This window comes from Ulvibacterium sp., assembly GCF_028285715.1.
GTDB lineage: Bacteria > Bacteroidota > Bacteroidia > Flavobacteriales > Flavobacteriaceae > Ulvibacterium.
On sequence record NZ_JANQOO010000017.1, the window covers coordinates 478,890 to 499,060 of the forward strand.

The 20,171-nt window shown below is 41.5% G+C and carries 18 protein-coding genes; 8 read left to right on the forward strand and 10 right to left on the reverse strand.

The genetic code is table 11. The features are described from left to right. Positions 1-368 precede the first annotated feature (368 nt). The 5 genes from Q0993_RS09165 (at position 369) to Q0993_RS09185 (ending at position 8,209) form a co-directional block, all read left to right on the forward strand. Positions 369-3,623 carry a SusC/RagA family TonB-linked outer membrane protein gene (locus tag Q0993_RS09165; protein WP_299532102.1) on the forward strand — a complete coding sequence of 1,085 codons (3,255 nt, stop codon included), beginning with the start codon at positions 369-371 and terminating at the stop codon, positions 3,621-3,623. Positions 3,624-3,635: 12 nt separating this feature from the next. Beyond that, positions 3,636-5,366, forward strand: a complete 1,731-nt coding sequence (locus Q0993_RS09170) for a SusD/RagB family nutrient-binding outer membrane lipoprotein (RefSeq protein WP_299532104.1) — start codon at positions 3,636-3,638, stop codon at positions 5,364-5,366. Positions 5,367-5,397: 31 nt separating this feature from the next. Further along, a complete protein-coding gene (locus Q0993_RS09175; protein WP_299532106.1) occupies positions 5,398-6,195 on the forward strand; it encodes a hypothetical protein in 798 nt (265 codons plus the stop codon). Between the two features lie 290 nt (positions 6,196-6,485). Continuing rightward, on the forward strand, positions 6,486-7,232 hold the full coding sequence (locus tag Q0993_RS09180; protein ID WP_299532108.1) for a hypothetical protein: 747 nt from the start codon (positions 6,486-6,488) through the stop codon (positions 7,230-7,232). Positions 7,233-7,450: 218 nt separating this feature from the next. Continuing rightward, positions 7,451-8,209, forward strand: coding sequence for a hypothetical protein (locus Q0993_RS09185; RefSeq protein WP_299532110.1), 759 nt, complete (start codon positions 7,451-7,453; stop codon positions 8,207-8,209). Between the two features lie 147 nt (positions 8,210-8,356). Here the strand turns inward: Q0993_RS09185 and Q0993_RS09190 are convergent, their stop codons facing one another. Next, positions 8,357-8,527, reverse strand: coding sequence for a hypothetical protein (locus Q0993_RS09190; RefSeq protein ID WP_299532112.1), 171 nt, complete (start codon positions 8,525-8,527; stop codon positions 8,357-8,359). Between the two features lie 711 nt (positions 8,528-9,238). Here Q0993_RS09190 and rlmB point away from each other — a divergent pair. After that, a complete protein-coding gene (gene rlmB, locus Q0993_RS09195) occupies positions 9,239-9,979 on the forward strand; it encodes a 23S rRNA (guanosine(2251)-2'-O)-methyltransferase RlmB (protein WP_299532114.1) in 741 nt (246 codons plus the stop codon). 38 nt (positions 9,980-10,017) lie between these two features. Here the strand turns inward: rlmB and Q0993_RS09200 are convergent, their stop codons facing one another. Then, on the reverse strand, positions 10,018-10,761 hold the full coding sequence (locus Q0993_RS09200) for a rhomboid family intramembrane serine protease (protein ID WP_299532116.1): 744 nt from the start codon (positions 10,759-10,761) through the stop codon (positions 10,018-10,020). A gap of 91 nt (positions 10,762-10,852) precedes the next feature. Between Q0993_RS09200 and Q0993_RS09205 the strand changes: the two genes are divergently transcribed. Further along, entirely contained in the window at positions 10,853-12,130 is a 1,278-nt protein-coding gene (locus tag Q0993_RS09205) for a replication-associated recombination protein A (protein ID WP_299532119.1), read from the forward strand. 17 nt (positions 12,131-12,147) lie between these two features. Here the strand turns inward: Q0993_RS09205 and Q0993_RS09210 are convergent, their stop codons facing one another. The 8 genes from Q0993_RS09210 to murC form a co-directional block, all read right to left on the reverse strand. Beyond that, a complete protein-coding gene (locus Q0993_RS09210) occupies positions 12,148-13,080 on the reverse strand; it encodes a hypothetical protein (RefSeq protein WP_299532121.1) in 933 nt (310 codons plus the stop codon). 90 nt (positions 13,081-13,170) lie between these two features. Continuing rightward, positions 13,171-14,604, reverse strand: coding sequence for a DUF5723 family protein (locus Q0993_RS09215; RefSeq protein WP_299532123.1), 1,434 nt, complete (start codon positions 14,602-14,604; stop codon positions 13,171-13,173). Next, positions 14,601-15,149 (reverse strand): hypothetical protein, encoded by a 549-nt coding sequence (locus Q0993_RS09220; protein ID WP_299532125.1) that lies wholly within the window; start codon positions 15,147-15,149, stop codon positions 14,601-14,603. Before Q0993_RS09220 ends, Q0993_RS09215 begins: the two co-directional genes overlap by 4 nt. A 49-nt stretch (positions 15,150-15,198) precedes the next feature. Then, positions 15,199-15,888: a YjjG family noncanonical pyrimidine nucleotidase gene (locus Q0993_RS09225; RefSeq protein ID WP_299532127.1), complete on the reverse strand. Its 690-nt coding sequence runs from the start codon at positions 15,886-15,888 to the stop codon at positions 15,199-15,201. After that, the gene (locus Q0993_RS09230) at positions 15,881-17,176 is read right to left on the reverse strand and encodes a polysaccharide deacetylase family protein (protein ID WP_299532129.1); all 1,296 of its coding nucleotides are present in this window, start codon (positions 17,174-17,176) and stop codon (positions 15,881-15,883) included. Before Q0993_RS09230 ends, Q0993_RS09225 begins: the two co-directional genes overlap by 8 nt. Before the next feature lie 105 nt (positions 17,177-17,281). Further along, complete coding sequence (gene radC / locus Q0993_RS09235; RefSeq protein WP_299532131.1) at positions 17,282-17,980, reverse strand: DNA repair protein RadC; 699 nt, start codon at positions 17,978-17,980, stop codon at positions 17,282-17,284. 130 nt (positions 17,981-18,110) lie between these two features. Further along, positions 18,111-18,299, reverse strand: a complete 189-nt coding sequence (locus Q0993_RS09240) for a hypothetical protein (RefSeq protein WP_299532134.1) — start codon at positions 18,297-18,299, stop codon at positions 18,111-18,113. Positions 18,300-18,367: 68 nt separating this feature from the next. Further along, positions 18,368-19,726: a Mur ligase family protein gene (murC, locus tag Q0993_RS09245; RefSeq protein WP_299532136.1), complete on the reverse strand. Its 1,359-nt coding sequence runs from the start codon at positions 19,724-19,726 to the stop codon at positions 18,368-18,370. Between the two features lie 102 nt (positions 19,727-19,828). Here murC and Q0993_RS09250 point away from each other — a divergent pair, with 102 nt between their 5' ends. Next, entirely contained in the window at positions 19,829-20,140 is a 312-nt protein-coding gene (locus tag Q0993_RS09250; protein ID WP_299532139.1) for a cupin domain-containing protein, read from the forward strand. Positions 20,141-20,171: the final 31 nt, after the last annotated feature.

A 20,171-nucleotide genomic window follows, 5' to 3' on the forward strand; every position in this document is an offset into this window, starting at 1 on the left:
CTCTTTGCATCTCTTTTTATGGAAGCAAATGAAAACTCATTTTCATTACAGATTTTGATTCCTCATTTTTTTATTCGAAAAATTATGGATATGATATTTTAAGAATATTTTTAGAGTCTCAAACCGATTTTTACGTACCTGTTAAAAATTTAACTTTTTTTTGTAAGTATTCTCTTTATTGGCATTTCAAACCTGTTGCATATATAATCTAGGTACGTACATATGTGATATTTTACCAGAATTTACTTTCATTTTTCCATTTTTTAACAGCGTAAAAAGCTATGCATGCATAACTTTAAGATAAAAAAAGTTGGATTATTAACATGAATTTATGACTTTTGCCGGTAGCTAATTCAAATAATTTAAAAATGAGAACAAAACTTAATGGAATTTTAACGCTGTTTCTGGCGTTGATTGTGCAAGTATCTTTTGCACAAGAAAAAACGGTTTCAGGTACCGTGACAGACCAAGACGGTCTTCCTTTGCCTGGAACTTCCGTAGTGGTAAAAGGAACCACCACAGGTACCCAAACCGATTTCGATGGCAACTATGCTATTGATACGGAAGTAGGTGCCGTTTTGGTTTTTTCTTACATTGGGCAAAGAACCCAAGAAATTACTGTTGGGAGTGCAAACACCATTGATGTACAAATGGAGGAAGACGCCCAAGCCCTTGAGGAAGTGGTCGTAACCGCACAGGGTATCCAAAGAGAGGAAAGGTCTCTGGGGTATGCCGTAACTACGGTAGACGAGGAACAGGTAAGCTCAAGGCCAGAAGCGGATATTGGACGGGTGCTACAAGGAAAGGTAGCCGGTGTTAACATTACCAATAACAACGGGCTATCCGGTTCCGGGACCAATATCATCATCCGTGGTTTCAGTTCTGTTACACAGTCCAACCAGCCATTGTTCGTTGTAGATGGGATTCCGATAGATTCCGGGACTAATACCCAAACTTCCTTTTTGGACGGTAACACGGAATCAAGCCGATTCCTGGATATAGATCCCAATACCATTGCCAATGTAAGTGTACTTAAGGGTTTAAGTGCTACAGTACTATATGGTAACAGAGGGCGAAATGGTGTGATCTTGATTACTACAAAAGGTGCCGCTACAGGCGAAGCTCCTTCCAAAACCGAGATTACCGTTAACCAGTCCGTTTTCCTTGCTGATGCCATTTTACCAAAATACCAAGATAATTATGGTGGTGGATTCCATCAAGGTTTCGGTTATTTCTTTAGTAACTGGGGACCACGTTTTGACCGTGCCGACGATGACGGGATTTCTCAAGCTGCACAATTTGTAAGTGATGGACCAGGTGGCGTGGCCATTCTGCAACACCCTTATAACTTTATCGCAGATCCTACATTGATTGCCGGTTTTGAAGATCTTTTGGATGATCCCTATCCGTACCAACCTTATAATGGTGTTGAGGAATTCTTCAGAACGGGTTATGTAACCAGCACCTCTATAAATGTAAGGGGAGGTGGGGAAAAGGCCAGTTTCAATTTAAACTATGGCCGTACCGAGGATATCGGTATTACTCCGGGAAACACCCTTCTTAGAAATAACTTTAGTATTGGTGGTAATGCAAGGCTTTCCAATAAATTTACAATCAGCGGTGTATATAATTTTATTCGTACAGGATTTAAGTCTCCTCCAAACGCGGTGAGTACTGGTAGTGGGGCCGCCTTTAACGGAGGTGCCGTTTTCGGGGACCTTCTGTATACTCCGCGTAGTGTAGACCTTACCAACCTGCCTTTCCAGGCGGCCGATGGTAGAAGTGTCTATTACCGCTCAGGAAACGATATCCAGAATCCTTATTGGACCGTTGCCAATGTAAAGACATCCCAGGATACGGATCGTTTCATTGGTAATACTTCGCTTACCTATGAAATCAACGATTGGATGAATCTTACCTATCGTTTGGGGTTGGATACGTATAGTGAGTTTAACTTTTACGGCCAAAACAAAGGAGGGGTTGATGGTCCTGTAATCGGTCTTTTGCGAACCAGCAGTGTGCGAAATACGATTTGGAACCATGACCTTATTCTATCTGCTGACAAGGATCTTTCAGAAAATCTTAACCTAAAGGCTATTGCCGGTTTAAATAGCCGAAGGGATGAATTTGGGCAAGATGGTATCGAAAGTCAAGGACAACTGGTTTTTGGTGTACTTGAGCATTTTAACTTCACCACACCTTCTGCCCAAAATTCTCAAACTCGAGGAGGAAATAATCCAAACCTCAATCAAAACTTTGAGGAAAACCTTGTCGGTGCCTATTTGGATTTGACTTTAGGCTATAAGGATTGGTTATTCTTAAACGCAGTAGGTAGAAATGATTGGTCCTCAACACTGGAACGAGAGAACAACTCTATTTTCTACCCCGGGGCAAGTATCTCTTTTGTACCTACTTCAGCCTTCGAAGGGCTTCAAGGCAACTTTCTAAACTATGCCAAACTCCGTTTGGGCTATGGTTCATCAGCCGGTTTCCCCACGCCGTTCAACACGCGAAGCGTATTGGGACTTACCTCTAGAAGTCTTGTAGATTTAAACGGTAACGTTATCTCATCAAACTCTGTAGATAATACTTTGGGTAATGCAGATTTGAAACCGGAGCGAATTCAGGAATTCGAAGTCGGTCTAGATACTCGTCTATTCAACCGTTTGAATTTGAATGTTAGTCTTTTTGACAAAAGAACAACTGATTTGATTACCGACCGTACTTTGGATAGCTCCACTGGATTTACAGACACAACGGTTAACATCGGTGAAATCCAAGCGCAGGGGGTCGAGATAGATTTTGATCTTGCAATCCTTAAAGAGTTCGAAAGTGGAATCGGCATCAACATCGCCGGTAACTGGACTACCATTGAGACTACGGTAACTGACTTAGCAGATGGCACAAATAACATTCTTTTGACCGATGCCATTGCTGAAGAAGCCGCTAACTATGCCGTAGAGGGCAGACCCTTTGGAGTACTTTTGGGTACGGACTTCGTATTTGACGATAACGGAAACAGGGTAGTAAACGATGCAGGAAGGTATTTGTTCGATCCAACTATTCGGGAAATCGGTGATCCAAACCCGGATTGGCAAACCGCGCTTATCCCCACAATTACCTATAAGAACTTTACCTTATCCGCGAACCTGCAATATCGCCATGGTGGGGACATCTACTCCGTTACCACATCGGCATTGATTGGTCGTGGGGTAGTTGATGATGATACTCCAATTGACAGAGAAGCGAATTATATCCTCCCCGGTGTAAAAGCTGATGGTACGCCCAATGATACGGCTATCAGCGCCACTGAACTTGGATTTAACACCTATTTTGGAGGAACCATTAATCCGCTTAGCATTTTTGACGGTTCCACAATCAGGTTACAGGAAGCTTCCTTAGGCTATTCCCTGCCTTCCAAAATGTTGGAAAGGACTCCATTCGGTAGTCTTTCCTTTACGCTATCCGGGCAGAACCTATGGTTTAAGGCTATCAACTTTCCGGACAATGTTCGCTACGACACCAACTCATCCAGTACGGGTGTAGGTAACGGGCAGGGTATCGACTTCTTTACAGGCCCGTCCGTAAGAAGATATGGTTTCACTGTAAGAGCTACTTTCTAATCGAAAAAGAAAATGAAAAATATATATAGCATTATGAAAAATAGGTTTAAAAATATGGGGCTGGTTCTTGTTGCCATTTCCGTATTGCTAATAAACGATGGATGCGAAACCACAGATCTTGGCGTGGTTCCAAGTCCCAATGAATTAAACCCGACCCAGGCGGACGTAGATTTCTTCCTAAATAGTATTCAGCAATTGGTTGCCAAGGTACATTCCGGGACGGAAGGTCGTGCTGAAAACGGTACATCCCAATTTGGTATGGAACCCGTAAGGATACAACATTCCTTCGGGCCTACCTACAGGGAATCGTATTCCCCCACTGATTTTGACCAGCTTTGGGAGGATACCTATACTGGGGCCTTGATTGATATTCGCACCATGAACCCAATTGCAGAAGAGGCCGGTCAGTTTACCCATATTGCCATTGGGCAAATTTTGGAGGCCTATTTGATTACGACCATGGTAGACATGTTCGGAGATGTACCTTATACGGAAGCGGCCCGAGGTGAGGAGGGTATCTTTAATCCAATCGCGGATACAGGAGCTTCCATCTATGCAGCGGCGGATCAACTACTACAGGATGCCATCGTTAACCTAAATAGAAATGAGCTGGTGTTACCGACTAATGACCTATTTTATGGAGGTGATGAGGGAAAGTGGATTAAGGCGGCCAATACTCTGCGACTAAGACTCGCCGTACAGTCAAGATTGGTAAATCCGGCGGAGTCTACTGCTATTATCAATAGTATTGTGGCAGGCGGGCAATTTATTGCCGATTCCGCAGATGATTTGCAGTTCCAGTGGGGTTCAAATTTAGCAGCTCCGGATAGCCGTCACCCTTATTTTGATGCCAATTATGATGGTGCTGGGCCCAGCTCGGACTTCTACACCTGCAATTACTATATGAACTTGATGGCCAACCAATATGACGACCCAGATCCAAGGACCCGCTATTACTTCTATAGGCAACAATCGGATTATTCGGGTGCCGATGTAATCACCAAGGAATGTGTTACGGAACCAGCCATACCAGCATGGTGGGCTCCCTTCGACACTTATTGCTTGGTCCCTGCGGCGAATGGCCTCAATGGACTGTGGGGAAGAAACCATTTGGATGATGATGGTATTCCTCCTGATGACGCTTTCCGTACATTACATGGTGTTTATCCCATTGGTGGTCCCTTCGATGATGACTCCTTTAGGAATGTTGCCGGATCAACCGCGCAAAGTGAGGGACTGGCCGGAGCGGGTATATCACCCCTTTTATTGGCTACCAATACACACTTGATGTTAGCTGAATCTGCCCTTGTACTGGGTACCACTGGCGATGCTAGAGTCTATTTGGAAGAAGGGATGCGGCAGTCCATGAATAAGGTAGCCGCTTTTGGTGCCGTTTTGGCCGATGGTACCGGATTTGAAGCGACACCTGCCTCCATAGATTCCCATGTAGCAGATGTTTTGGCGGCATATGATGCAGGCAACGATACCGATAAGCTCAGAATTATTGCTGAACAGGTGTTTATCTCCTCTTGGTGTAACGGTATGGAGGCTTATTGCACTTATAGAAGAACAGGACAACCGGATAACCTAACTCCCGCGACACGAGTTGCCGATCCCGGTACATTCCTCAGAAGTATGTGGTATCCCCAGGTAGCATCCGACAATAATACCAACATAACCCAAAAGGCCAATCCCGATACTCCGGTATTTTGGGACACCAATCCAGAAGGATTTGTAGACTGATTAAAACTAACTTTTTATAAAAATGAAAAAAATGAAAAGACTATTTATATATATGATCGGGGCCGCTCTTCTTTCTGTGGGATTTATTTCCTGTGAGGAGGATGAAAAAGACCCGATGCAGGTACATTTGGACGAGGCCAATAAGGCCCCTTATGTAAGGATATTATATGATAATGTAGTGGCTGTGGACCAAGTTCCCTCAGCAAGCTTTGATGCCAATCTAGATGCTTTTGAAGATAACGTGCAGTCATGGTCGGTAGATGTGAGCTTGGAAGGTTCAGCCGATATTGATGCAACACCTTTGACCACGGTTTCCACTTTTCCATCGGATATTTCTATTCCATTTACCGAAATTGCGACTACCCTGGGGATAACTGCCGAAGATATCGCCGCCGGAGATATACTGCGTTTTTTGGGAACGGCAACGAGCTCCAGTGGTTTTGTAGCCAATCAGGATAATTTTAGTGGTAGTATCCTAGGTCAACCGGAGCAGAACCAGGCATTTAATTTTATTGTCCAGATTGAATGTGCTCCGATAACGGATGTATCCGTCGGTGGTACTTGGACTGTGGATGCGTTTGACAGTTTTGGAGATGGTTGGAATGGGGCCTCTATCAATTTTGTAATTGATGGGGTAAATAACTCCTTCACTTTTGGAAGTGGAGGTTCTGCAAACTTTTCCATAGATGTACCTGACGGTTCCACTTTGCTTATTTTTTTCTCAGGCGGTAGTTTTGATGAAGAAGTAACGTTTACTGTTAACTCGCCATCTGGTCCCTATGCTGGTGGCCAAACGTTTGGACCAAACCCAGGAAGGTGTATTAATTAAGTGCAAATAGCGGTTTTAAGCATAAACCATTATATAAGGAAAAGCCATGGTGACTCTTAAGATCACCATGGCTTTCTTTTTGTAATCATTCTTCCATAAAGTTTTGTTTTCGAAAAGTTATAATGCCAGTTGCTGTATCGTCACTTTTTGACTCTTTTCCAGAAATACCTTTCTATCAAAATGGGATATTGATTCATATATTATCAATAGTATCAAATTATTTAGTAAATTTAAAGTATAGGGAAGGCATTTAAATTACCCTCCTCACTAACAATCCAAAAGAGATAATCATGACAAAGAAATTATTACTTTCCGCCATATTGGTTGCATATGGAATTCCCGTATTGGCCCAAGCTACTTCAAAAGGAGTTGCCGAAAGCAATCTTAGAATGGCTAATTTTATACATACTATGAGTACCAAATCACCTTCCTTAACATCAGAACGCACCTTGGATTTAGCAGACATAGAAGGCTCTATGTATTATAACGAGTATTTTACCCAAGCAAAGATTTATTATTCCGGTAAGCCTTTTCAAAGCATCCTTGCACGGTATAATGCCTATACCGATGAATTAGAAATCAAAAGGGATAACCAAGAAACTGTAGAGGCCTTACTTAAGGATGCCAAGGTTTCTTGCGAGGTTAATGGCTATGTATACGAGTATGCTGAATATCTGGACAAAAAAGGAAATTTGGAAGATGGGTATCTAGTCAAGGTTTTTTCCGGTAACAAATATGATCTTTATCAAAAAAAATCAAAAAGTTTTAAGGAAGGGCAACAACCCAAAACCTCGTTACACCTCCCCACTCCAGATAAATTCGTGGACAGATCGGGATTTTATGTGGCACAGGATTCACAGACGCCCAAGTTTTTTCCAGACTCCAAGAAAAAACTTTCCACCATTTTTGATGATGATACGGTGCGTGTATTAAAGACCTTTATCAAAAGGAATGAAATCGATTTGGGCAAAAAAGAGGATTTACAACGTCTGTTGTCATATGCCGAAACGGTGACATCCGAAGGGAAAGGAGCTTGAATCTCCTTGTTGCTTCTTTTTGTCTATGATTTGTACACACCATTAAATCACCACTTCTAGAAAAGGGGTTAAAGATTTCTTTGTAAAGCTTAATAAAGTATCTTGAATACGTTTGAAAAAAGGTATACTATGGATTTAACAAAAATAGGAGTAATGTGCCTAAACTTAACACCATATATACGGACGTTTTTCTTCTCAAATCTATAAGTGAAAAAGAAATGAATAGGAAAATACTGTTGACTATAATATCCGCTATTCTTGGATTTTCAGCACTCGGGCAAACAGGGCTACAAGCCAACCCTTCCGGGGATACTGAAAATAATTTTAGATTGGCAAATTACTTTCACACTTTAAGTAATAAGCCTGAGGCTATCATGACTGACCGCACAGTGGATTTGGCGGATATTGAAGGTTCCATGTATTATGACGAGGATTTTAGCCTAGGAAAGATATATTATGCGAACAAACCTTTTAAAAGTATCCTAGCACGCTATAATGCGTACACCGATGAGATAGAAATCAAACGGGATGAGGGAGAAGCTGTGGAATCCCTTTTTAAGGGTGCCAAAGTGTCCTGTGAGATAAATGGGCAACGATTTGTTTATTCGGAGTACCTTGACAAAAGGGGAAATCTGGAAAATGGGTATCTAGTTAAAACTTTTTCCGGTGAAAAATACGATCTCTATGAAAAAAAATCCAAGGCCTTTAAGGAAGGACAACAACCCAAAACCTCCCTACATTTGCCGACCCCGGACAAATTTGTGGACCGACTGGGGTTTTACGTTGCGGTGGATTCCGAAACTCCCCGATTTTTTCCGGACTCCAAGAAAAAGCTCTCCACCACTTTTGAAGAAAATAAAGTGGGCATTTTAAAAACCTTTATTAAAAGGAACGAAATCGACTTAAGCAAAAAAGAGGATTTACAACGTTTGTTGTCATATGCCGAAATAGTGACGTCGGAAGGAAAGGGGGCATAAATGTCCACTTTGCATTGTAGGTAAAGGAAGAAGGGATGTTGTTCTTAAAAGGACTTGCGGAACTGCGACATAAGAAAGAAAGGGCTTAGGAAAGCCCTTTACTTATTAACTAAATATTGAAACTAGGTTTTACGCCTATAAACCACTTCAATTTCTAGTATGCTTCACAAAATCCGAAGCCATTGCACTCTCCTGGACATCCACAATGGCCATTACCATAACAAAGGGTGCCAGCAGGTTGTCCAACACAATTGTCTGAGCATTTTCCGCCTCCGGCGATGACCTTTTGTTCGGAACTTGTAAGGATTTTAACTCCACCTAGATTAAATAAACTTTTCATGATACAAAAATTAGGATTATATTGGCCTTGAACAGTTAAGGACACTCAAGGTTTATGTCCATCTTTCGCGAAAAGATATTGTTCGTTTTGCAGATGCTTTTAATCTCGAATTATACCGGGTTTGCCAGCTTGGTTTCAATTTCTTCAATCAAATCTCTGATTGAATGAATGATATTATTTCTTTCGCATTCTTTTAGGAGTCCCCTTTATCAATCAAAACAACTGGTGTTAAACTCATACTATTGTTACAACTTAATTTTTGCCATAGTTCCAATACATATTTGAACTAAATATTGCTCACCCACTCCATTCAGATCGCCATTGATTTAAATCCGTAATATTTCAATAATACAAGGCACAAGACCTTTAAAACCATTTCTTGGTGTTCCAAACTTTTCGCTTTCGAGAAATATATGGATAAAATATAATACAGATTCAGCCATCTTTTAAGCTTCCATAATGGTTATCTTATCATGAAACAAATAATGAATAAAACTACAAATTAAGTAAGAATATACTTAATATTTTGATAAACAGCAAATACATTAAGAAAGTTTTTTAGAATTGATTTTTCGCTGACCTTAGATTAAACATTTCGTCAAATATGTAGCTAAAAAGGTCCATTTGTCCCGCCATTCATAAGAAAATATTGATATTACATTGGAGCTTCTTTTTGATTACTTTTATCCATGCGAAAAAGTGAAAGAATCTATGGAATTCGGGCAGTTATCGAAGCCATAAACTCGGACAAGACGATTGACAAAGTTTACTTGCAAAAAGGATTAAAAGGAGACCTGTATAGGGAATTGGAGAGCATAATCCGGAAAAAAGGGGTAAACGCCACTTACGTCCCAGTAGAGAGACTAAACCGGTCATCAAAAGAGAATCACCAAGGTGTAATAGCCCATATTTCACCTATTTCCTTTTTTAAGCTGGAAGAACTTGTAGAAGCAGCGCTAAGTTCCCAAAAGCTACCCCTTTTCCTTTTGTTGGACCAAATTTCGGACGTTCGAAATTTTGGGGCCATAATACGAACTGCTGAATGTACTGGTGTAAACGGCATCATCATTCCAAAGAAAGGAGCTGCACCAATCACTTCGGATACCATTAAAACCTCTGCCGGAGCGGCTTTTAAAGTACCTATTGCCAAGGTAGACCACATTAAGGACGCCATTTTTTATCTTCAAGCTTCGGGGGTGCAGGTAGTGGCAGCTACCGAAAAGACGGAAAAATCCATTTATGAAGTTTCATTTAAGGGACCGTGTTCTATAGTAATGGGATCAGAGGGACTTGGCATTTCCCCTTCAGTACTTAAATCCGCGGACCATAGGGCCAAATTACCAATGATGGGAGAAATAGGATCTTTAAATGTCTCTGTTGCCTGCGGTGTTTTTTTGTATGAAGCGCTACGGCAAAGAAATTCGTCATAAACGTGGCAAAAGTAATTTCGTGCCTATTTATATCAACGCTATTCACTTCCTTTACCCTTAGGCTCTTTTTTTAGGTGATAGGTAATCCGAACGGATTCATTTTGGTGGTCCTGGTGGTCTTTTTTCTCAATAAAATTTCCGTTTTCATCAAACTGTTGTAAAAACTCATCCTCTTCTTCATTATAATCTTCCTTTTCCCAATCAAATTTTTTAGGTGATGGTATCTCGGCCCTAACAAAAATGGCCAATAAAAGTCCAGTTATAAACCCGCCTAAATGTCCTTCCCAGGAAATTCCATCTTTAACGGGAAATATATACCACAACAAACTTCCATAGATAAAAACCACAATAAGTGAAAGTGCAACCAGGCGATAATATTTGGAAAAAATCCCCTTAAAAAAAATAAAGCTTGCCAAAACATAAATAACTCCACTAGCTCCGATATGAAAGGAAGGTCTTCCTATAACCCAGGTCAATAACCCTGATAGAAAAATCCCCCATAGTAAAACCCTCAAGGCTATCCTTCGGTAAAAAAAGCACAGTGAGGCGGTAAGTACGGCCAAAGGTATCGTATTGTTATAAAGATGCTCTACGGAACCGTGAATGAACGGACTAAGGAAAATGCCCTTTAAACCGGAAAACGTTCTCGGGTACACCCCATAATCGTTTAGATTCATATGAAAACGCAATTCAATCAAAAAGACGGTCCAAATAGACAATACAGCCAAAAGAGGTGCAATAACCACTATATTGGAAAACTTAAAATACTGTTGTTCGGACATATCATAAAATTAACCCATTTAATGCAATAAGCCGGCCATACCTGGAAATGCTGTAAAATCGTCATCATTAATTTTATTCTATTTTTATGGTATGAATGTACCATTGGCCGAAAGGGTACGCCCTAAAACTTTAGATGAATATGTTAGTCAACACCATTTGGTGGGTGAAAATGGTTCGCTTACGCTCCAGATTAAAAAGGGAACCATCCCTTCCTTAATTTTTTGGGGACCACCGGGAACGGGAAAAACAACCCTGGCCAACATCATTGCCAACGAAAGTAAGCGTCCATTTTATACTTTAAGTGCCATTAACAGTGGTGTAAAGGATATTAGAGAGGTGATTGACAAAGCCAAACAAAGCGGTGGACTTTTTACTTCCAAGAACCCCATTCTTTTTATTGATGAAATCCACCGATTCAGTAAATCCCAGCAAGATTCGCTTTTGGCAGCCGTTGAGAAAGGCTGGGTGACATTGATAGGTGCCACTACGGAAAACCCTAGTTTTGAGGTAATTCCAGCTTTGTTGTCTCGCTGCCAGGTATACGTACTGAACCCTTTCGGAAAAGAGGACCTGGAAGCACTTCTGCTTAGGGCGATACAACAAGACAGTCTTCTAAAGGAAAAAAAAATAGAATTAAAGGAAACGGAAGCCCTCTTACGTTTGTCCGGTGGGGATGGAAGAAAACTTTTGAACATTTTCGAACTGGTGGTGAGTTCCGAAGAGGGCGATAACCTTTCCATCACGGACTCATTGGTTATTGGCAAGGTCCAGAAAAATACGGTTCTGTACGATAAGACAGGAGAGCAGCATTACGATATCATTTCGGCTTTTATTAAATCGATTCGGGGTAGTGACCCCAATGGGGCAGTGTATTGGTTGGCCCGTATGATCGAGGGGGGTGAAGATGTAAAGTTCATCGCCCGCAGAATGCTTATTTCGGCTGCCGAAGATATCGGTTTGGCGAATCCCACAGCACTGGTCATCGCCAATTCTACATTTCAGGCCGTGACCACCATAGGTTATCCAGAAGCCCGCATTATCCTGAGTCAATGTGCCATTTATTTGGCAACGTCCCCCAAAAGCAACGCAAGCTACGCGGCGGTGGGAAAAGCTCAGCAGACTGTAAAACAGACTGGCGACCTTTCGGTACCACTTGCGCTGCGCAACGCCCCAACCAAATTAATGAAGGATCTAGGTTATGGGGAGGAATATAAATATGCACATGACTATGAAAACAACTTTGTATCCCTAGAATTTTTGCCCGAGGAGCTCTCCGGAACTGCATTTTACAAGCCGGGCGACAACCAACGTGAAAGGGCTATCAAGGAATTTTTGAAAAACCGATGGAAGGACAAATATGATGTTTGATGTTGAAAAGCAAGAAGTCAAAACTTGACCTTCAATTCCTCGGTAATTAAATCGCTTCCATTGTAATATTCAAAGAACCACGTACCATCCTTTGTATAGACCAGTCCATGCTTATTGTTCATCTTGGCATGATAAACCCCTTGGACAGAACTTTCAAAAAGCGTCATTCGTATTTTGGGTGTGTTGTCCACCAGTTGGTATCCATTGGTCAATTCCTGGGCGTACCAAATATCCGTATTCACGGTATCAGCAACTTTTTTTGTCGAATTCGTATCCATTTTTGATATGTTGGATGATACGGGTTGCCTATTTTCATAAATCTGTTCTTCCTTAGTGGTCACCTGTCGAATTGTTTCTGGATCTTCTTCGACCTTCTTTTGAATATTGGACTCCACCGGTCTCAAATCTTTATAGCTTTGCTCGTCCAAGGTAGCTTTTTGTTGTACCGTAGCGTCCTGACCTTCATTCAATTTTTTTATGTCGTTCTTAAAGCTGACCGTAACAGGTTCCGTTTTGGTAGATGCGCCATTGTATTGATGATCCACATCCTCCAAAGAAGTAAAGGCCCCTCTTATGGCCTCACTGTAAGAGGCTACAAATTCCTTTAATCTACTTTTGCCTTGAATTGTGGTAAACACCGTCTGGGACCTACAATCTTTTAAATCTAGGGCAACTTTTGTCGTAAACATGGAAGAATCGTCAAGGAGTTCCACCAAAAGACCCAAGCACCTATCCTCATAAAGCTCCACCGGCATTTCGTCCTCATAAACTGTTTCAAAACCATTTTTGGAGAACAAATGTTTAACCAACGTACTGGTCTGGTACTGGTTCTCCCTTTTGAAGGAATCGAACTTCTTGGGAACAATAATATATTTATAATCGTTTAAATCCGTTTGTGCCATACCTAAGTAGCTCGATACTATGAAAAGGGTCAATAACAATCGTTTCACAAGTAATCCTTTTGAGGTTTATCGTATTTTGGAATGAAAAAAACGTGCCAAAGAAGTATTCTTGAAGTAAAGGCGCACCTCACAATCCCATTATTTTTGGCCCCAAGATATAATATTTAATCCTAATTGGAAAGAAGCGTAATGGGTGTCCGCTATATTACTATAAGCCAAAAGGTTATCGGCCATCATGTATAGATTTACAGGGCCTGCCTGTATACTTACTCCAAGACCTATGTTGGAATAGGAAAATTTATCCACGGTATATGTGGCTTTGGCGGCCAGGACATTCCCCAAACGTCTCATATAAAATGCAGTGAGTGCGGTTTGAGGACCTCTGGGCCTATTTATCATGTAGAGTTGCCCTCCAAAACTATTGGCATATCTATAACGTGCCCCACCACCCCCGGCAACTACCTCATTACAATCACAAATTTCCCGAGATTCCAGTTGTTCCCCAAAATCTCGCCGAATGGACGCATAAAGTTTGGTAGGTCTAAAGGTGATGTAACCCCTAGTATCTTCTTCAAAAGGTACCAAAGCTTCTATTTCGTCTACCAATTCTTGCCAAAAATCGGCGTCGGGATCTGAAAGGGCATCCGGGAGTATTACCTCAATCCCTTCCACAGTGGCGGCACCATCCAACGTATAGGTCTGGACATCATTGGCATGATATATAAATCCCAAATCTAAAAGGCTTCCAGTTATAACGGTCTGTTGGTCAAGATTATAGGAAAACCCTAAATCCACACCCAATCCAAGATTACCTCCAAAGAAACCCCGCTTTAGGACAGTACTTGCCAGGTTTCCATTATCCTCGGCGTCTTCCAACTCGGAAATACCCGATGTCCGCAGCTTCATGTCGGCATCAAGAGTGCTGGCCAAGAGGTTGTTTTGACCCTCTCGAGTTACAAAAAAGCCCTTGTTCCGAGTGGAGTTGAAGTCAAAAATGCTGGAATATATCTTTCCCCGGGCCCCGGCAACAAGCTTGTTATTGACTCTTTTGTTGATTCCAAAATGGAACACATTCACCATTTCGCCCCTTGTCTTTAGGTGGCTCAAATCAAATTCTTGATTTAAACGGTCCGCGTTTCCTTCGAAAGCAAGAATGGCATAATCCCTAAACCAATAACCAATGGCATCCCCTTCATTGTATATACCGAAAGAATAAAAATAGTCTGGATCTTTTCCCCGGAATCCACCACTCAAAAGCTCAATTTGATAGGTGCCGCTAAGTTCATCCCTTATATTCATTCCATCGATGGCCCTATCCCTTACCTTATCATTAATATCCAATCCATCATCGGCAAAAATATCATTCACAGTAACTCCACTTGATCCGCCCTGTAGCGATATTCCCGATAATGCCGGAATACCCGCATACCACTGAAAATCGGTCTTCACCCCAGGGTTTACCATCAAAGACTGGGGAATATCGCTAAAGTCATAAAGCAACTGCTTGTTTTGGGCATGCGAATAGTAGCAAACCCAAAAAATGGTTGCCCAAAAGAGGTGTCGGAGTTTCATTTTATTCGTACCCTGAATTTTCCACTAGATTTTAAGGTAACCATAGGGTCGGGAAGTGTTGAGGTACTGGAAGAATCGCTTAGGTTTGTGCCGCTTAGTCGTATTCCGGAGGTGTTTCTAATAATATCGATACTGCGACCTGCATTGCCATAAGCAATTTCCCTAACCAAAACCGCTGTAGGTGCCGGGTTAATGGAAAAAGATTCCGTATCTAGCACATTGCCTGCTTCATCCAAAAATTCAATTATCAGGTCCAATCTTTTGCTCGTGGTATTTTCCACTTCATAGGTGAGTACACCATCCAAAACCCTTTCTGAAAAAATATCCTCGGCAAAGGCGTCGAAATTGAAATCCTGGGAATAGAAGTTTGCCCCATTTGAGGCATTAATTACTTCTTCAGGAGTTTCAAGGTATACGATGCTCGCTTCATAAGTAGGAGTAATGCTCAAATCGTCATATTGATCAAAATCCTGTTTCTCTGCACAGGACGAGAAGATAATAGCCAACAGCAAGCCAAATATAGTGTGTGTGCCTAGTTTTCCCATTTTACCAAACCTGAGCCTCCAAATACAACGCATATCAACCTATATAACTCTATAAAAGAGATTTTATTTCACGTAAATCATGAATCATTTCGCAAAATTCGTGCTGTGGTTCATTATGTACGTTAAAGTGTAAGGTATGGAGGCCAACGGCTTGAGCGCCCAGGATATCTGCCTCCAGGCTATCGCCTATCATAAGCGCTTTTTGGGGCGATACTTTTGCCGCTTTAAGGGCCAATTGAAAAATAATGGGATTAGGTTTCTTTACCCCTGCCATTTCTGAGTTGATAATATGGACAAAGTAGTCGGAAATATTGGCGTTTTTCAACTTTTTTTCCTGTATTTCCTGAAAACCATTAGTAATGATATGAAGGGTGTACTTTGGCCTTAAGTATTCCAAAACATCGATGGTATTCGGGAAAAGATGGTTGTAGTTGGATAAATGTGCGATGTACTCCTCGGATAATAGGTTTATGTTTTCATCGGATATGGGATATTTTAAGGCATCAAAAACGGTCTTTAGTCGTTGGTAGCGCAACTCAGATTTGGTTATCCGCTCTTCCCTATACAATTTCCAAAACGCAAGGTTGGTGGGTATGTAAATCTTCAAAAAATCCGATAGTTCTACCTCAATATGATTGTCCTTAAGTATTTTTTCAAAGGTCAAGGCAGAATTCCTTTCAAAATCCCAAAGGGTATGATCCAAATCGAAGAAAATGTCGGTAATAATATCCTTAAACATGATACTCTTTTAATGCGTCCCCGTATAGGCGTTTCCAGTCCACATCATGATCATCGCCCAGCAACTCATTGGAGAAAACAGTAATGAAGTGTCCTCTTACCTGCTTTGCCAGGACATACAGTTTTCCTATCTTTTTCAATATTTCAGCTTTGTTTTTGTGGTTTACAAATGCATAATCATGCACGGCAAAAGGATAGAGCCTTATGGGCTGTTGTATTTCCAAATTCACGTCATAAAAATAAAAAGGAGTACAGGTCCCTGCCCTAAAACCAATCTCATGGGTATAGCCCATCGTATAATCGTCCGTAAATTCGGCTTCGACCAAATTCCTGTACGTATTGGGAATATCCACTCTGTTGTAACGCATCCTGGTACAATCGACAGGTCTATTGATTACATCCTCGAGACGTCTTTTTTCCGTTTTCAACAAACCGGTATCATTAAAGGAACTATATGAAGCGGCCAGTGAAACCTGACTATAGTCCGCAATGGATTTTATCAAAGATCGGAACCTATTGTTGTTGGGGGAAACATTCTTATCATACGTGGAATACGCGGCAAACTGAAAAAAGAATATGCTGTTTATGTCATATTTCTTATGTAGGTCAACCAGAAATCCAAAATTATTGTAGGGATCTTTGGAGGGTTTGAACCAAACCGCCACACGATTAAAAACCCTTTTTAGCCTGAACTGTCCCAAATCCAGGAAAAATCCCGCTAAACTTCGTACAAAACCCCTATGGGCAAAGCAATGCGAGGTTGTGATGTCCAAAAGAGAGGTATATGTGTAGGACCTTTGTTTAGTCTTGATATTCGGAAACCGATCTAAAAGACCATCCAATAATTTAAAAGCCCACAAATCTACTACCGGCTGTTGCAGAAAACCATGGCGATAGGCAATGCTATCTTTTGGTGAGAATCTTCCATGAATGTCCTTAACGTGGGGAAGGTATTCTTCATAACGGCTGAGAAGATAGAAACTGGCCGAAAAAATATCAAATGGAATATTGCTTCGTTCCCCAGTGGAAAAAAAACAGGGAATGCCATCCCAATCGCCTATACTGATCTCAAAATCGTTAATGCCCTGCTCAAACAATAGGTCATTACTTCGGATAAAAAATTCATTTTGCAGGGCCTGTTTGGTGTAGGTAATCTTTGGCCCGGTATGTTTTATGAAATCTTCTACCTTGGTAGTAAACAAAACTTCAATTCCCAAAATACGCGTAAAAATATGCTTCATTATATAATTGAAGCGCGAAGTGATTTTATGCGTATAAACTAGTAACATACTCAATAAAATTTCGGTTTGAAAGGTTATAGTTTTTTTTCTCTTTTCTTCGTGGAACTCCAGGTTAAATTTGAATCGCGGCACTCAAGAAACCCGAAAGGAACCTTACAGTATCTTTTCATCGGCAAAACTTAGATAATCCTTTTGGACAATAATGAGATGATCCAGCACTTTAATGTCAAGAGCACTGGCAGCCAGTTGCAACTTTTGGGTGATCTCCTTGTCAGCCTTGCTTGCCCTGAGGTTTCCAGATGGATGGTTATGTGCTAATATTAGGGCCACGGCACCCAATTCCAAGGCTTGTTTCATTACCAAACGCACGTCTACCAATGTACCCGTAATGCCGCCTTTGCTCAATTGGGCAGTCTGTAGTACCTTATTCGCATTATTTAGGTATAGAATCCAAAATTCCTCGTGTTCCAATTCGCCCATTCTGGGGTAGAGCAATTCAAAAGCATCCCGACTATTTCCAATTTTTGAAATCTTAAGGATTCCTTCCACCCGCCGTCTTCTGCCTATTTCCAAGGCGGCTGCTATAGTCACAGCCTTTGCCTCTCCGATTCCTTTGAACTGCCTCAATTGTTTTGTGGAAAGTCTTCCAAGCTCGTTCAGGTTATTGCCGACAGAGGCCAAAATACGTTTGGAGAGTTCCACGGCACTCTCCTTTTTGCTCCCAGATCCAATGAGTATGGCGACCAACTCCGCGTCCGATAGTGCCAACCTCCCTTTTTGCACCAGTTTTTCCCGTGGCTTGTCGTCATCGGCCCAGTGTTTTATCGAAAAGGTAGTAGGCTTTTCTTGCATTTGTTAAAGATAATGAACTAATATTTTTATCCTGGAAATCCACAGCGAAATCAATAGAAAAAATTCGCAGTGTTAGCCAAATAGCAATCTTGGAAAGAAGCGGAAGAAGTAAACCTTCTATATATTGCAGTCAATGCGGCTCATCATAGGATGGAAATTCCCGTTCCTCCAAATAGTTCCTATTATCATAGAGTGTCCTATCTTCCTCCAAAATGGCGTTGGACATACCCAATATAGCAGCTAATAATACCAAGGAAGCTTTGCGCCTTAGTATTCCAAAAAAACGGGTTAATCGAACGTAGTTTCCTATAACGAGCATGTCTCGAAGAGGTCAAAACATGTTCCATCATGGGGCAACATGACAAATTTTCCGTCGAAGACTTGGGATTATCCGGAAAGCTTTTGCCGAACCGAGTCCAAATCCAAACCCCCATAATTTCCCGAACTCATCAGCAACAATATGGAGTTTTCAAAATTTTGATCAAATATAAAATCGTGAAATTGGGATGCCTCGGTAAAAACTTCTAAATCATCCCGTTGAAAAGCCTCAATAACCTGGCCCGGGGTCACTTCCTTTAGTCGTTTTATTTTTACGGACTCGGGCAAATAAAAGACAACGGCGACATCCGCGGCATCCAGGGCCCCTCTATATCCTTTTAAAAAATCTGCATTAAAACTGCTATAGGTATGGAGTTCCAAGCAGGCGACCAACCGCCGATTCGGATATTGTTCCTTTACCGCCCTGGTCGTTGCGGAAACCTTGCTCGGGGCATGGGCAAAATCCTTATAAACTGTAACTGAAGAACTTTCGGCTATTTTTTCCAATCGCTTTGAGGCCCCTGTAAAAGTGGCTATGGCTTCATAAAAATCGTCTTCGTCCACTCCCATATTTTGGCAAATCCATTTGGCGCCGGCTAAATTGCTAAGATTGTGTCTTCCAAAGATTTCAATGGGCATAGCTCCCTCTGGGGTTTCCAAAAAGGTCTGGCCCTCCTCTACAGAATACAAAGGCGTATGATAGGGTAATTTTCGAATAGGATTCTCGGATCTTTCCACTACTTCCTTGACCTTGCTATCTTCTGCATTATAGGCTATACTGCCTCCTTTTACGATGCTGTCCACAAAAATCCGAAACTGTTCTAAATAATTCTCAAAGGTGGGAAATACATTGATATGGTCCCAGGCAATACCACTCAATAAAGCGATATTGGGTTTATATAAATGGAATTTAGGTCGCCTATCAATTGGGGAGGACAGATATTCATCGCCTTCCAAAACAATAAAATCGTTATCCTCGGTTAAGTGGACCATGCGTTCAAACCCCTCCAACTGGGCCCCCACCATATAATCTACTTCCCTATCGTGATACCTTAGAACATGCAAAATCATTGAGGTAATGGTGGTCTTGCCATGACTTCCCCCAATAACTACACGGGTTTTGTTTTTGGACTGTTCATATAAAAATTCGGGATAGGAGTAAATCCGTATCCCTAATTTCTGGGCATGTAGTAATTCTGGGTTATCCGGTTTCGCATGCATTCCGAGGATAATAGCATCCAAATCACCTGTCACCTTTTCGGGAAACCATCCAAATTCGGTGGGTAATAGGCCCTTTTGCTCCAACCTACTTTTAGAAGGCTCAAAAATAATATCATCACTACCCGTAATCGTGTATCCCCTATGGTGAAGGGCCAAGGCCAAATTGTGCATGGCGCTACCACCTATGGCAATAAAATGGATGTTCATGAAATATAGATTAGGATGTAAAGATAGGTATAGAAAAGAGCTACGCAAACCACTTCTTTTCGATAGGGATTCTTTTTATATTCGCCGAATAGAATTTGTAATATGAACCTCGCCGATATCCCTTCCAAGGAAATCATGCCCGGCTACCATGGGAAACTAGTGCATACCCGGAATATGAGCATTGCCTTTTGGGATGTGGAAAAGGGTGCCAAAGTCCCTTTGCATTCCCATGGGAACGAACAGGTGATGCAGGTTTTGGAAGGAAAATTTGAATTTACTTTGGACGGCATTACCGCAATTTATGAAAAGGATGATATGGTGGTAATTCCACCGCATACACCGCATAAAGGAAAAGCTTTGACTGCCTGTAGGTTAATGGATGTTTTTAGCCCAGTACGGGAGGAATATAGGTAATGCCATAACCCGTCCCTTAAAACGAGAGGGC

Bases quoted from the DNA above. Each gene is read 5' to 3' on its own strand.
- Q0993_RS09165 (WP_299532102.1), top strand. From the start codon at position 369: ATGAGAACAAAACTTAATGGAATTTTAACGCTGTTTCTGGCGTTGATT.
- Q0993_RS09170 (WP_299532104.1), top strand. From the start codon at position 3,636: ATGAAAAATATATATAGCATTATGAAAAATAGGTTTAAAAATATGGGG.
- Q0993_RS09175 (WP_299532106.1), top strand. From the start codon at position 5,398: ATGAAAAGACTATTTATATATATGATCGGGGCCGCTCTTCTTTCTGTG.
- Q0993_RS09180 (WP_299532108.1), top strand. From the start codon at position 6,486: ATGACAAAGAAATTATTACTTTCCGCCATATTGGTTGCATATGGAATT.
- Q0993_RS09185 (WP_299532110.1), top strand. From the start codon at position 7,451: ATGAATAGGAAAATACTGTTGACTATAATATCCGCTATTCTTGGATTT.
- rlmB (WP_299532114.1), top strand. From the start codon at position 9,239: ATGCGAAAAAGTGAAAGAATCTATGGAATTCGGGCAGTTATCGAAGCC.
- Q0993_RS09200 (WP_299532116.1), bottom strand. From the start codon at position 10,761: ATGTCCGAACAACAGTATTTTAAGTTTTCCAATATAGTGGTTATTGCA.
- Q0993_RS09205 (WP_299532119.1), top strand. From the start codon at position 10,853: ATGAATGTACCATTGGCCGAAAGGGTACGCCCTAAAACTTTAGATGAA.
- Q0993_RS09215 (WP_299532123.1), bottom strand. From the start codon at position 14,604: ATGAAACTCCGACACCTCTTTTGGGCAACCATTTTTTGGGTTTGCTAC.
- Q0993_RS09220 (WP_299532125.1), bottom strand. From the start codon at position 15,149: ATGGGAAAACTAGGCACACACACTATATTTGGCTTGCTGTTGGCTATT.
- Q0993_RS09225 (WP_299532127.1), bottom strand. From the start codon at position 15,888: ATGTTTAAGGATATTATTACCGACATTTTCTTCGATTTGGATCATACC.
- Q0993_RS09230 (WP_299532129.1), bottom strand. From the start codon at position 17,176: ATGTTACTAGTTTATACGCATAAAATCACTTCGCGCTTCAATTATATA.
- radC (WP_299532131.1), bottom strand. From the start codon at position 17,980: ATGCAAGAAAAGCCTACTACCTTTTCGATAAAACACTGGGCCGATGAC.
- Q0993_RS09240 (WP_299532134.1), bottom strand. From the start codon at position 18,299: ATGCTCGTTATAGGAAACTACGTTCGATTAACCCGTTTTTTTGGAATA.
- murC (WP_299532136.1), bottom strand. From the start codon at position 19,726: ATGAACATCCATTTTATTGCCATAGGTGGTAGCGCCATGCACAATTTG.
- Q0993_RS09250 (WP_299532139.1), top strand. From the start codon at position 19,829: ATGAACCTCGCCGATATCCCTTCCAAGGAAATCATGCCCGGCTACCAT.